This is a genomic window from Paenibacillus tianmuensis (assembly GCF_900100345.1).
GTDB lineage: Bacteria > Bacillota > Bacilli > Paenibacillales > NBRC-103111 > Paenibacillus_G > Paenibacillus_G tianmuensis.
In genome coordinates, this window is sequence record NZ_FMTT01000023.1 from 70,145 (window position 1) to 83,875 (window position 13,731).

General features: G+C 56.4%; 11 protein-coding genes. 2 read left to right on the plus strand and 9 right to left on the minus strand.

Translation table 11 applies throughout. From position 1 onward, the window contains the following. Positions 1-170: 170 nt before the first annotated feature. A complete protein-coding gene (locus BLO51_RS16015) occupies positions 171-851 on the minus strand; it encodes an SOS response-associated peptidase (protein WP_090673485.1) in 681 nt (226 codons plus the stop codon). 173 nt (positions 852-1,024) lie between these two features. Between BLO51_RS16015 and BLO51_RS16020 the strand changes: the two genes are divergently transcribed. Beyond that, a complete protein-coding gene (locus BLO51_RS16020) occupies positions 1,025-1,897 on the plus strand; it encodes an aldose epimerase family protein (RefSeq protein ID WP_090673487.1) in 873 nt (290 codons plus the stop codon). 245 nt (positions 1,898-2,142) lie between these two features. Here BLO51_RS16020 and BLO51_RS16025 read toward each other — a convergent pair whose 3' ends face one another. The 3 genes from BLO51_RS16025 to BLO51_RS16035 form a co-directional block, all read right to left on the minus strand. Next, a complete protein-coding gene (locus tag BLO51_RS16025; protein WP_090673488.1) occupies positions 2,143-2,787 on the minus strand; it encodes an NUDIX hydrolase in 645 nt (214 codons plus the stop codon). A 59-nt stretch (positions 2,788-2,846) separates the two neighbouring features. After that, positions 2,847-3,779, minus strand: coding sequence for a D-2-hydroxyacid dehydrogenase (locus BLO51_RS16030; RefSeq protein ID WP_090673490.1), 933 nt, complete (start codon positions 3,777-3,779; stop codon positions 2,847-2,849). 88 nt (positions 3,780-3,867) lie between these two features. Continuing rightward, positions 3,868-4,917: a DUF4097 family beta strand repeat-containing protein gene (locus BLO51_RS16035; RefSeq protein ID WP_167670233.1), complete on the minus strand. Its 1,050-nt coding sequence runs from the start codon at positions 4,915-4,917 to the stop codon at positions 3,868-3,870. Between the two features lie 280 nt (positions 4,918-5,197). On the opposite strand from BLO51_RS16035, the gene BLO51_RS16040 reads away from it, so the two are divergent. Further along, on the plus strand, positions 5,198-6,043 hold the full coding sequence (locus tag BLO51_RS16040) for a S8 family peptidase (RefSeq protein WP_281180374.1): 846 nt from the start codon (positions 5,198-5,200) through the stop codon (positions 6,041-6,043). Between the two features lie 60 nt (positions 6,044-6,103). Here the strand turns inward: BLO51_RS16040 and BLO51_RS16045 are convergent, their stop codons facing one another. The 5 genes from BLO51_RS16045 to BLO51_RS16065 all read right to left on the minus strand — a co-directional run bounded on the left by BLO51_RS16045 (position 6,104) and on the right by BLO51_RS16065 (position 13,626). Then, entirely contained in the window at positions 6,104-9,751 is a 3,648-nt protein-coding gene (locus BLO51_RS16045; protein ID WP_090673495.1) for a hypothetical protein, read from the minus strand. 41 nt (positions 9,752-9,792) lie between these two features. Further along, entirely contained in the window at positions 9,793-11,337 is a 1,545-nt protein-coding gene (locus BLO51_RS16050; RefSeq protein WP_090673496.1) for a hypothetical protein, read from the minus strand. Positions 11,338-11,391: 54 nt separating this feature from the next. After that, positions 11,392-12,396, minus strand: coding sequence for a hypothetical protein (locus BLO51_RS16055; RefSeq protein ID WP_090673498.1), 1,005 nt, complete (start codon positions 12,394-12,396; stop codon positions 11,392-11,394). A gap of 7 nt (positions 12,397-12,403) precedes the next feature. Next, positions 12,404-13,027, minus strand: coding sequence for a glycoside hydrolase domain-containing protein (locus BLO51_RS16060; protein ID WP_090673499.1), 624 nt, complete (start codon positions 13,025-13,027; stop codon positions 12,404-12,406). Between the two features lie 296 nt (positions 13,028-13,323). Then, positions 13,324-13,626, minus strand: coding sequence for a hypothetical protein (locus BLO51_RS16065; protein WP_090673501.1), 303 nt, complete (start codon positions 13,624-13,626; stop codon positions 13,324-13,326). Between the last annotated feature and the right edge of the window lie 105 nt (positions 13,627-13,731).

Sequence of the window (13,731 nt, forward strand, 5' to 3'; positions counted from 1 at the left end):
CAGCACGGGCTCGCTATACGCCGGCCCCGGACGCCCCGGGAAACAACAGCGCATCCAACCGGTGTTCGGCCATCACTGCATCGATGCCTTCGGCCTGGTACAGCCGCAGATCCTTCAGTCTGTCCTGCACATATTCCGCTTCGGTGAGCGTTCCCGATGTCTCCTCGGCCTTATCGTCTTAAGAGCGCATACTTGGCGGGCGCCGCTTCCTCGACGCATTCCTCCGACTCCATAAGAGGGTCTGCTACCCGCAGAGAGACCGGGTACGCATGCATGCGCTCGGGCGCATATGGCCGGAGCAGCGATTGCAGCCTGTCCGGTTCTCCGTTCATGGCCGGATCGAGCCACGTCTCGACGTCCCGTTCGTCCAAAATGACCGGCATCCGTTCGTCGTAATCGAACACCAACCGGTTCGACCTCGTCGTCATGACCGTGCAGGTGCGGGTTTCTTCGCCCCGCGAATCCTTCCAAATCTCATACAGCCCGGCCATGGCGAAGACGCCCCGGTCCTTCATGACGATGCGAATCGGCCGTCTTGTTTTACCCTCCGTTTGCCAGACATAAAAGCCGTTGCCAGGAATAATGCAACGCTGCCTGCCGAACAGCTTGCGATACGCCGGTTTTTCGTGCACAACTGCGCTGTCGGCATTCACAGCGTCCTTCCCCCAGAACGGGATGAGACCCCACCGATGCTCCTCTAGCATCCAGCTTTCCGCCCCCCGGACAATTACGGCCACCTGCTGTGTCGGCGCGATGTTATATCGCGGCTTGTAAGCGCAGGTCACCCGTCCGATCCGATAACGCTCCGACAGCTCCGGCAGCTCGGCCGTCAACGAAAAACGTTCGCACATAAAGAACACCTCTTGTTTTTTAATTCCAGTATCTTCATGTGCGGAATTATTATGCATGACGGATCGGCGACTTGCCGGTAAATTCGGATTTTCGTCATGTGCGCAAAACGTCCTCGTAGAACAAACGCCGATCGTTATGGTAAAATAAGGGGAGATAAGAAAGGAGACGGACCATGAAACCATACGAAATCCGAACTTACCAAGATTCCTACGAGATTTACGAGTTGATCGAGCACAGTACCCGTTCGTGGTTCAAAATCGCCCCGGAACGCGGCGGAATTGTCATCAGCTTCGGGGCGAACGGTAAGGAGCTGCTTTATTTGGACAAAGCGACGTTCGACGATCCAAACGCCAATATCCGCGGCGGTATTCCGGTGCTGTTCCCGATTTCCGGGCAGCTCGCGGAAGGCGCCTATGAATGGAACGGCCAGCGCTATAGCATGAAAAATCACGGCGTCGCCCGCCTACGCCCTTGGCGTGTCGAATCGACGGATACCAGCGACGGCGCCGCCATTACGTTGTCGCTCGCCAGCGACGCGGAAACGCGGGAATCGTACCCGTTCGACTTCGAGCTTCGCTTTACCTACCGGTTGAAGGACGGTCAATTGACCATTGAGCAGGAATACCGAAACGGCTCGGCAGAGCCGATGCCGATGTACCCCGGATTTCATCCGTATTTTGTCGCCGACCGCAAAGCGCTCGCATACGAAACCGACGCGACGAAATACTTCGACTACAACGACGGTACGGAAAAAAGCTATGACGGCCGGGTCATCGATCTCGATAAGCTGCCGGAATCGGTTGTTTTCCTGAACGCGCAGCGACGTGACATTACCTTCAGCCCGGCGGAGCGCTTGGTCGTGCGGATGACATACGGCGAGCCGTTCAACTATGTCGTGCTATGGTCCGTAAGCGGCAAAAGCTTCGTCTGCGTCGAGCCGTGGATGGCCAAGACCGACGAGCTAAACCGGAAACAAGAGCTGGTGGAAGTACCGGCGGGCGACGTGCATCGGACGTTCTTGACCATCAGCCGCGTGTCCGTATAACGGATAAAAAAGCGGGTATCCCCATCCATCCGACCTTTCCAAAGGAATGTCGATGATGACCGAGTTACCCGCTTTTTTTGCAATACAACTGTCGAAAAAGTCTGAAAAATCGAAAAACGAATCGAGTTGTGCGCTTACCCGGGAAATACGCCGTTCATTTCCCAGCTCTGCTTCATTTCCCAATTCTCTGATATTGCCCCGCTCCCCCACTCCTGGTCATCCGAATGCGGATGAGCGCTCCAGTATCAAAGAGCGGATTGTCCTATCCGGTCTATCGTCTTCAGCACCAGCTCATAATAAGCCCTCGGATGCGGAACGAAATCCGCAGGTCCAACCGTCCGCTCGACCGGCACCGGCACGCCGTTCTCATCCGGTGCGATGCCTTCGATCCGGATCGGCTCCGATAATGTGCCTTGAGCCAGCTTCCGTACTTGCTCAAGCGAAACCCGGTATAAACCTGTAACCTCCTCCGGGTGTAAGCGATACCGGGTGAGCGGCTGCCGATTCACATGTACAAACACATGGCAGAACTCGCGGTCGATGCACGCTGCGGAGATGACGTCCTCCTCGGCAAACAAGCCGCAGGGAACCAACGTATCGAACGGAATGCTTAGTCCAAGCTCCTCTTCCAGTTCCCGTACACCGTCTTCGACTCCTTCACCTGACAGCAGATGACCGGCACAGGACGTATCGAGCAATGACGGAAACGTATCTTTGCCCGGGTGCCGCTCTTGAAACAGCAGTACCGCGTCTCCATCCGCAGGGTCCACAATCCAGCAATGAAACGTTTGGTGCCACAGGCCCCGGGCATGAACCTCGGAGCGGGAAGCCCGTCCCAACGGATTCATCCGTTCGTCAAAAATGTCAAAGATTTCTTCGTTTGGCGTCATACGTTGTTCCTCCTCAGCTAGCTAAAACTCGTTGCATCCTTCCGTATCACGGCAACCGATTAATACCCTCGTACCGGGTCCACCCGATTCGCAAGCTCCCGTTCTCCCGCTTCCAGCTTGCGCAGCGTGTCCAAGAAACCGCTCAACGCCTCTTCCACGGAAGTGACAGCGGCGACGTGAGGCGTCACCCGGACATCCTTGCGCCTCCAAAGCGGAGACACGTCAGAGAGCGGCTCCTCCTCAAACACGTCGAGTACCGCCAGACGAATATGGCCCTTATCAAGCGCCCCCAGCAGCGCAGCATGATCGACCGACGGGCCACGGCCGACGTTAATAAAGCCGGCGCCGTTCATCCGCGCAAAAAGTGCAGGTCTGAAGAGCTTATCCGTTTGCGAGGTCAGCGGCAAAGTATTGATCACCCAGTCAGCCGCGGAAACGGCGTCCCCGATGTGCGACATCGGATAAACATGATCCATGTGCGGCTTTCTTTCCCCGCGCATAGAAACGCCCGACACTTGAACTCCCAGCGCCTGCAGCATCCGGGCAAGCTCTTGCCCGACGGAACCGGTACCCATCACGGTTACCCAGCTTCCGGACAGCGGCAGCGGCGGGACCGGGTTCCAGCTTCTGTCCGACTGGCTGCGCGCGAACGATTCATGATGCTGGAAATCGGCCAGCATATGACCGAGGCAATATTCACCGATTTTCCGCCCGAACGAGCCGGTCGTACGGGTGAGCAGCACGTCCGGCTTCCATGGCTTGCGGTATACAAAAGCATCGACGCCTGCTCCGAGCGCATGCACCCAACGGATTGATTCCAGATGAAACGCCGGAACGGGCTTGAAGCCGACAAACGCATCGGCCCATGCCATATCGGCTTCGCTCACCTCGGATTCGGCAAGAAACCGCACTTGCTTGCCCGTGCCCTCCGGCCATGCGGCTTCCAGCTCCCGGTACATCCGGCCCGTCATGATAATGTTATCGATCTGCATGCAACCCGTCACTCCGTCCGTTCTTATTTTCAAATAACGTTTCTATCATAACCGCTCGGCGAAAGTGCTGCAAACTGCTGCGCAATGCTTATTTTTTCCACTTGCCTCCTCCGCCCTGTCCGGTACTTTGCGCTTCGTTTATCGAAATGTTCCCGTTCTCTGCATGCAAGCGGATGAGATGGACGCCGGAACCGACCGTTCCTGTCGCGGCATTAGCGGTTACATTCATAGGCAGCCCGGCAGTTACCCGGCCCTGGGGGCTGGAGCCGTCGATGCGGAAGTCGCCCTGCGCAGGAACCTCGATGGTGATGTCGCCCTGCTTCGAATCCACATTCCAATCTCCTCCAACCGTCGAGCCGCTTATCGTAACAGGGCCATTGGAGGCCGCGACATTGACTTTGCCATTTACTTCGGATAGCCGGATCGAACCGCCCGATGCATGCATCTCGGTATCGCCTTGAATATGGTCTGTGTGGACTTGGGCGTCCGTCGTACGGACCAATACGTTTGCGCCGATATCCGAAACCGTCACTTTTCCGTTCGAAGTTTCAACCACCAGTTGATTGCGGATAGGCAGTCTCGCAGCTTCCACATCCCCGCTTTTTAATTTGAGCCGCATATCCAGCTTGCGTTGTTCGGGGACGGTAACCAACAGGCGAATGAGCGGCTTGCTCTTGCTGCTCAATCCGGATAAACCTCCACTTGTGGTTATGGTTATTGTTCCGTTTTTCTCTTTGGAAGTGATTTTGAAGTCGTGCGATGCCGTTGGCGTTTCGGCCCACAAAGAAGCATCGATTTGAATTTTGTCCACAGGGCCGGGCTTGACGACCATGCTGCCGACAGGGTTATCGATGACGAGGCTGTCCGTTTGTTCGCCCAACGCCACGGTACTGATGCCGCCCGCAACCCTGTAGCCCGCTGCAGAAGAGGAAACAGAAGGAGAAGCCGGTGTAAATAAGCTTAGTCCCCATAAGATCAAGACCGTGAGCAGCATGCCCCCGAAATCCAGCTTCAGCCTCTTTCGCTTCTCGCGCCGGAGAAAATTAAACGCCAACAGCTCCACTCCAAATCCAACCAGCACGACAGGCCACCAGCCAATCGCCAAATGCAAATACTCGGTCTCCATTGTCCGATCCAACAGTATTAACGCTCCCATTAGGAGTAAAACCAACGCTGACGTATAACGCCCCACTTTTTTCATAAAACAGGCCCCTTCTTTCCTCATCCTCATATTTCCTACGTTCCCCATCCTATCCAACACTTCTTAGAAGAAAGTGAGCAGAAGTCTTAAATTATTCTGAATAATGGCGCTCATGAAAAAAAGCTCCGGGGCTGCTGCCTGAGAACTCGGAAGAAGGATTTGCCGCCGTCATCTGGAATTATAAGGATAAATAAATGCGGAAGGAAGGTTGTCCGACTTGTCTCTATTTCATCCCCCTGTTCCCCCACTCGGTTCAGCGGAGGCCACCGTCGTAGCTGTGGTCGATTCCGGAATTTCGCCGGATCGGTTGGACCGGATCGACGCCGTGCTTCCCGGCGTCGATCTTAGCGGCGAAGGCCGTTGCCGGGGCATGAACGACGAAGCGCTGCACGGTACCGCCGTAGCCGCTACGATCATCCGGTACGCGCCGAACGCAAAGCTGGTGCCGGTCAAAATCATGAACCGTCGGGGCGTGCTAAGCGCTCCTGCTTTAATCGAAACAGCCTTCGATTGGATCATCGAGCACAGGGCCGCTCTCGGCATCGGGGTCATTTGCGCCGCCTTTGCCGATTCGAGTCACCATGCTACCGATGAGCGGTTTCACGATACGACACTGCAGCGGCAGATCGCTGCTCTGCGCGAAGCCGGTGTCCTCACGGTTACGGCCGCCGGGAACTGGTACCCGGAGCATCGCGGACGAAGCCTTTATGGAATGGCCTGGCCTGCCATCCTCCGTGAAACCGTCAGCGTCGGCGCACTACACACGCAAGAAGAAGGCGTCCGACTCGCTTCTGCGAGTCAGCGCCTTCCATTCAGCTCGGATACCTGCTGCGGAACGACCGTATTTACCGTACCCGGCGATCCTGGCGAGACGAGTGGTGCGGCTGCAGTCATTGCCGGTTGTTTCGCCGCTCTGCGACCGCTCTTCCCTCAAGCATCCGTCACTGCGCTGGTGGACAGACTTCTCAGCGCTCGACGCGAAGTGAGGGATGAGTACGGAATGGTGTGGCCCACTATCGATCCGGGCGACTTGCTTGAAGCCAATTGGCATGGACAAGCGTAACCCCTTTGCTTTGACATACCGGTGAAGCGCCCGCGCCGGACAGAAAGCTCAAGAAGAACGCTAGTAGGTTAACATCTGCTGATTTCGCATCGTGATCGGCACCCGCACCAGATCGAGCACGAACCCGAGTCCTTTGCTGCCCGCTCCTAAACCGAGCAAGATCGCTTTCGTTTCCGGGTCGTCGTCCAGATCGGCGCCCGAGATAAACGCCGAGCCAGCATGATCGAACAAGCTTTCCATCCAAGCGAGCGTTTCCGTCGTCTTCTCGTCGCGGGCAGCACCCGAATCGCCTGATTGGTTATCCTGCTCGATGATTTTTCCAAAGACGGCCGTACGCAAAATAAAGTGTGCCACATCACCGACGACATCGAGACCGGAGCTGATTTTTCTTAGCTTGCCCGGGTCCGCTCCGCTTTTGTTCTCTGCAATGAGAAGCGCGATCGTCTTCATCGACATGACGCCGGAGATGGCCTGCATCGTCCACTCCAACGCCGAAACGTCCTCGCCTTTGCTGGTGTGACGGCTCAAAAATTCGGTGGCGGCGCCGACGCCGCCGAACGCCGCGCCGCCCCATAGCTTCCAGGCTTTGACCTGCGGTGCCTGGCCTCCGTCGATGACAACACCGGCTTGCGTATATGCCTGGTAACCGGCAAGGAGCATTTTGACGAAGGCCCCTGCAAGTCCAGCCACCCAAGAATATTTGCGCAGGCCATCGGCACCCGATTGCACGGTCACCTGTCCGAAGGCGAATGGAATGACATCGCCTTTCTTAAAAGGAGCCTCCCCGGCGATAAGCTTGTAGCCGATCGTGGCCGGAATCGCGCACAGCAGCATCACGCCGTCGATGAGCCGGAACGACGTATCGATATGCGTGCCCGGTACGACAAGGCTCGCCAGCTTCTCGATAAACGGAAAGCTGACCTTCGTAAAGAGCGAATCGCGGACGACGCCGAGCAGTTGTTCCAGCAGATCGATGACGCGAAGGACGAAATCACGCAGTCCCGTAAGCACCCCTTCCAATACGTCCGAACCCACCGCCACAAGCGCGTCGCGAATGGTGTCGAAGCTGAGCTCCGAGGGCCTGGGTATCGCACCATCGAACAAATGTTCGATATCCGCTTGCAACTGGTCCCAAGTCGCCAGCAGATCGTTCGTCTCGTCGCTGACGAGCCCGGCGACGAACTGTTCGGCCGCCTCCAGCGCCTCTTTCGCCGGATTAGGTCCTTCGAAGTGGACGATATCGTCCGCAAGCTTCCCGATACGCTGCGTCACCCAAGCGACGACGCTGTTGCCGGCTACCTGATCCAACAAAGCCTGCACTGGAGCAGTCGCCTTGCCGATGTCGTCCAGCAGGCTCCCCCCGGAGGCGGGTCGCCGCGGCTTGACAGGAGGAACGCCGCCTGCCTCCGCGCGCCATGAGCCGATTTGGGCTAATGCTTTATCGAAGCCGACGGACACGCCGTCCTTCATTTGGCCGACGGCATTTCTCAAAGCGGCCAGCGCTTCGTCGGTCGCTTCCACCATGGCATTACGCGCCAAAATAATGTCTTCCCACTCGAACAAAAACTTCAAGTAGTCCCATAATGTTTCCAGCCCGGTTTTCACCTGAGCCCACAACCACTTAAAAAATGCACCGGCTTCCTCCAATGTCGAGAGCGCGAATTTTTTGATTTTATCACCGATGGCGCAGACGAATTCGAACACGCCTTGCGCTTTATGGAGCACGAAGGCCAGCCCTTCTTTCAGTCTGTCGCCGATGCCCTCAAAGAAGTCGGCGATCGTATGGCCGAGGTTGACGAAGAAATGCTCCGCGCTTTCGGCCGCGCCGATAAGCTTGCTCACGGTATCGTCGTGCAGCGTCCGGACGCCCTGCGCATCGGCTTGAATTCCCCAGCGGTACGTATCCGGCACCGTATCCGCGCGCAATTGCGAGCTGTAAGCGGCGTTCGCCGCCACGACGCGGACACCCGGCGCAGCGCCGTCGGCTGATAAGGCGAGTCCGGCCCCTTGGTTCAGTGAAGCGGCTACCGCATCGACCTGACCCTGATCCGAACCGTTGCGGAAATTGTCCGGGAGCAGCGGCACATCACCGTCAGGCGTCCGCACCGTCGCCCCGCGCAGCTCATCTGCAGTCATCGTTTTGAACCGGCTGAATACCCCGGACGACGGGTTCACGTCCAGCTGCACGTCGACGCCGTCGACCGCAAATCGGTACACGGCCGGAGTCAACGACCGCACCCGGTTTAATACGGCAATACTGCCGTTCATGTCGGTAACCGCCTCCACCGCGGCATCCGGGGCGATCAGTACCGCATTGCCGTTTAGCGACACACTGGAGAGCACCGATGCGGTCACCGACACCTTGACGCCCTGCCTGGGCGCTCCCGCCGAATCCAATACCCGGAGCGACGTTCCGTAGCAGGTCACCATCATCGCCTGCTCCGGAGCGGCGATATGAATCGGCGCTTCCTGCCATACGCCGTTCCCGCCATCCTGCCACACATAACCCGCATGCGCATCGGAGTAGACAACCAATAGCGACGTTGTCGCATGCCGGTCGCCCGGAATCGCCGCCATTTCCTGCACACCGCTCCGCAGACGCAGCGACGGCCCCCATGCAGCATCCACCTCCATCCGTTTCACGACGATCAAGTCGCCGTTTTGGAGCAACGCCCAGACGGAGTCGCTGCCGTCCGCCGTTTCTCCGGCGATGACATTCTGGACGCCGGATGCCGCTTCCGCCGCTACGAGTTGGATCGTTTGCGCAATTTCGGCGTTGTCCTGTTCCGCAGCGGGTATAAGATACAAGCCCTGACCGCCAATGTATAAATTGGTACCGTCCTCCGTCGTTGCGCCGCTCTCCAGAACGTTGGCTCCGTCAGGACAAGGCAAATTCACGACGGGCGGAATCGTTGCGGGCTTGCCTGCCGAATCGTATTCCGGGAACGGCCGAAAGGTCAGCACCCGTTTGCCACCGCTCAGACCAAGCACGTGCAGCCCACTACCGTACACTGGATGAACGCCAATTTGGAAATCTAAAATTTCCTGCATTGAAACGGCCGGATTGAAGACCAACGCACCGGCAAACGACGGAAGTCTGTCGCTGCGCAGCAAGTATACGGACTCGTTGGGCCCTTGACTGCCCGCAAGCACGACCGTCCAGGCGCCATTCCCTTCATCCAGCACCCGAATCCCTTCGACGCTTACGCTTTCCCGCGTCCCGCAATCTATCCATGGCACCTGTTCCCAGTCCATTGCCGCGCCGGGCAAGTTAAACGCTGCGAATACGCGGCTTTGCGACAAACCGGGAGCGGCGTCGACGGCTGCCGCCACAGTAATGCGGTCGTCGTCCGTCCACCCCACGCCTACCGCACGTACCTGCGGCGCTCCACCGACAGCGGAGGCGAACGAGGCTCCCAGGTCAATCGCCTTCCAGCCGCCGTCCGCCGTCTCGTCCTTCCGGACGAGCGAAAGCCCGTTCAAGCTGCCGATCGTGAACATCATCGGCGTAGCGACCCCCGACTTGCGGTCCGGCACCGCAAACACCCTCCGTTGAAACCGTCCGTGCGCCGTCGGATCGGCCAAATCTTCCCGTCCGAATGTCCGCGCCGCTTCCAAATGATCGATAATATCGTTAGCAACAGTAAACGAAACCGGATTTCCTTTCGTATCGCTTGTCGTCAATCGCACAACGTTAGGCTTGTTCATACTGAAGCTCCTCCCGGATTAAAATTTTGCATCGTCTTAGGTCAAGGCGCTTTATAGATGACATCGAACAGCAAATCGCCGGTTTCGTTGGAGAAACGGACATTTTGAAACGCAAACACCCCGCCGCCAGGTGGAATGAAATGGTTCTGGTTCAAATCGATGGCCACATGACCCAAGGCCTTTTGTAACGCGGCTTCCACAGTGCTGACGTATTCCGCTGCGATGTTGCCAAGCATCTCCTCAATCGTTCCGCCCGTGATGCCAAGCAGCTTGGGAATCCACGAGAGAGCATTTTCCACGACGCCGAAGCCGCTCGAATCCTTCGTCGATTGCAGATCGCCGATGCTGTAACTCAGCTGCGAGCTTACGGAAAAAGCCCCCTCGGAGTCGTCCGTCATTGACAAGACGAGGGAACCGCTCACCGCCCGGTGTCCCGATGCGGTAATCCGCGCCGTTTCCATTCCGGCAGGCCCGAGCGTATGCTCCGTGTACGTAAACGAACCGTCGATGCCGCCCGTGAGGTCCAGCCTGTTCGTTCCGGGAACGATAGCGATTTCAAGAGAGTATCCGAGTGAATGATCGATTTTATGATCGACAAAGTCGCGCTTCGTACTGCTGCTTGAGGAGCTTTTGGTAAAGCTGCGCTTCAAACCGTCGACGACAGGCTGAAGGCCAAGTGCGCTCTCGAATTCGGGCATCAAGTACTTGTCGATGAACACCTCCTTGCGAATGGCCATCAGGCCGGATACGAGCCCTTCCGTGCCGTCGATCATTCCCGGGCTGATCCAATTGTCCTCCAGCTTGATGCGCGCCGCATTGATGTCGTCCGGCAGCGGTCTGCCGGAAAAAACGCCGAGATAGCTGAGCGTAGCGGCATCGGCTGCCGTCCAGTTCGGGTGGACGTCGAACACGAAGTCCGTCATCGCAAACGTTGGTACAGGATGGTTCGTATTGCGCCGTACGACTGTACCGAGCATGAACTTGCCCAGATCGCCCTGAAGCAGATGATTCAGGCATTCGAGCGCTTTGGTGCGGGCTTTGCCCGAAACGTCGCTCGGGATGGAAATATTTTTGTTGTCCTCAAGCAGCAGCTCGACGTCCGTTAGCCTCATAAACAAGTATTCGATGGAAAACACGTCTTCCGGCAGCCCGCTCGACGAAATCTTATCACTCGCAGCCTTGTAGGCATCCGGGTCAATCTGAGCGAGAATGTTGAGATCGACAGGCTCTTTATCCAAATCCGTAAGGAATGAAACGCTCCAATTCGCAATCGGCTGGTCGAACGCCGCCTCTTGATCTTCGTCGTAATAATGGACGGTGCCGGAGCTGAGCGTCAGTGTCACCTGCACTTGCCCGAGCTTTGCGTTTTGCACGTTCAAGCTCACTTGCAGCGGCTCAACGACGGCCGACAGTCCGTACTTGGACGGCGTGCCGTCTTGTTTTTTGGGATAAATGTCTAGCGTTTGGCCGACCTGTTTGCGCTTCTTCCACGCTTTCCAAGCGAACTGCATTTGACTGTTGATCGCTTTTTGCGCAAGCGCCAGGCTTAGATCAAAATCGGTCAGAACGTTTCTGCTGTCGTTCATCGTTTCGTCCCTCCATTGAATAGTTAATGAGATTTAATAATATATTTAATGTTATTAAACACCGTTCCCGCCGCTTTTCGTCCGATCCACCGATTTGCTTGCCAAATAACCGGCGTGGCTGAGGCCCAGAATGGTCAGAAACCCTTCGCTGACCGGCGGAAATTCGGCGAACCCTTCGGGCGGTATACTGCCGAACATTTGCAGCAGCAGCGCCGCGTAGCTGACAACCGCAATCAAGGTGAAGAAAAACATTTGCAGCTTGGCGATGTCGACGTAATAAGCGTTCTTCACTTCATCGCCTTCGAACATATCGGTCCAGGCGGCGTCTGAGAAATTCGGATTGGCGTACAGGATACCGTCGCTCCCTGCCACATCCGCCGACGGCAGCTTTGCCGCCTCGTCGTCCGAGAGCGTTTTCCCTTGCTTGACCGTATGAATGAGCGGGGTAACCACGAGCGACGTAAAGCTGATGCCCATCAGCGCCCACAGGTGCCAATCCATCCCGATATTGAGCGCCCCGCCCGCGTCATGCAGCCCGTAAATCCGCAGCGAAGCTGCGGTATAATAGGCAGAAAGCAGCACGACCGTCCAGAGCACCGTTTGGAAGCGGGACAAACTCATCACATTCCGTTCATTAACAAGCAGGCCGAACGGTTTTCCCGTAATGCGCAAGCTGACGATGAGGAAAAAGCAGACCGTAAGTGCAAGCATCACAAGCCAAAGGACTCCCTGCCATTTGCTGGTTTGCTCGTTCAGCGCGGTAATTTGCTTGCGGACCGCTGCGGAAGCGGGCGCCTCCGTGTCGGCCTGATAAGCGCTTGTGATCCGCCAGATTTCCGCTTTCATCCGCCCGGTGTCGGAAACGTCCTGCTCCGTAGGCTCCGTGGCAAACATCTGCCGCTCCAGCTCGATGACGAGCCGCTTCGTTTCCGGCTTGGACAGGTTGGAGTTTACGACAGCGCCGGGCAGCACGAGCATTGCCAGCAGTATGGCAACCAGTCCGGCAAGGCCGGTAAAGCCGAGTTTGGCCGGTAAAGGCGCGAGCCTTGGTTCCGCCATCGCGCACTCACTCCCCCGGCACTTGAAACCCGCCGCCGTTGCCGGCAGTCGTATTCGTGTCCACCGGGATTCCGGCGACCGTCGCACCGGCCAACTGCTTGATGTTCCAATCCCCAAACGAACCGTAGCCTCTCCACCCTCTCGATTCGGCCAACCAGGCGTACGTTACGCGGTCATACGCCTCCAGAATAGATTTGCAAGTGAGGCCCGAGCCGTAGATGCCAATGTCGTAGGACGTTCCTGAGCCCGCCTCCTCCTGAAACGAATCGATAACGCCTTGCATATACGAGCCGACAACCCCGTCCAGATCTTCGCCCGATGCATCGTAATCGACCGTAAAATAAATCGGTTTACCGTTGGGCTGGCCGATAGAACGGGCGTAACGGTGGGCGTCTGTGCCGTCTTTTTTGCCGGCCTCGTACGAAAAGTAGTTCGCGCTCGTCGGAAAGCCGTTCTCCCATACGGCGACAATGTACAGGCCCGCAGCCGTTAAGGCGGCAGCCTCTTCGGCCGTCAAATTTTTGCCCGGATTGTTGCGGTTGTAATATCTGCATACAAAATTGTAGCCCGCTTCCTTAATGGCACCGGCCAATGAATGGCAATTGACCGTCGTATCGATTCCTTTCCCCATGGATGATGCTCCTCTCTTCTCATGTGATTAAACATTCGCCTTGCAACCTGCCTTTCTCCTGACTGTAGATTCAAACGCATACCTCCTTGCCGCAAAGTGAGATTGCTCTCCTGATCTAGTTATACCGGGAATGATTGTCATGCCGACAGTTACGCATGTAAGCGCTCTTGTCATATGACACACCCTGTCTTTTTCTAAGGTTAAAAACAAAAAAACTCCTTAAAACCGTAAAGTTTCAAGGAGTTTTTTGTTTTTGTTCCAAACCCGGATTGCCGCATTGCTAAGCGGAAACTAGGCTATACGCCTGCAACCACAAAGGAAAAACCGCGATCCGAAGCATCTCCGTTATCGTTTCCGGTTTTAACGCGGAAACGATCATTTTTCACGAAAACCAGCGCAGAATTGTCTCTCGTGTCGCCACCATTCCCATTGTTGTAGTAAATTTGAGTAGTCGATACTCCCGGTACAAAGCTGTAGGATTCATCAAAAATGACAGTATAGAGGCCCTTGCCTCCTTTATCCACTTTATAGCCCATTCCGGAAACGATAGAGCCGTCTGGATCTACTGTTCCCCAAAGCACACGAGCATTGTTCGCCATGTATGTTCACCTCCTTTCGGTATATCTTAGAAAGCATTCGTGAGATTGCTCTCCTGATCTATATAAGTTGAACTAATGAATTCATTAGAATTAGAACCTAACACA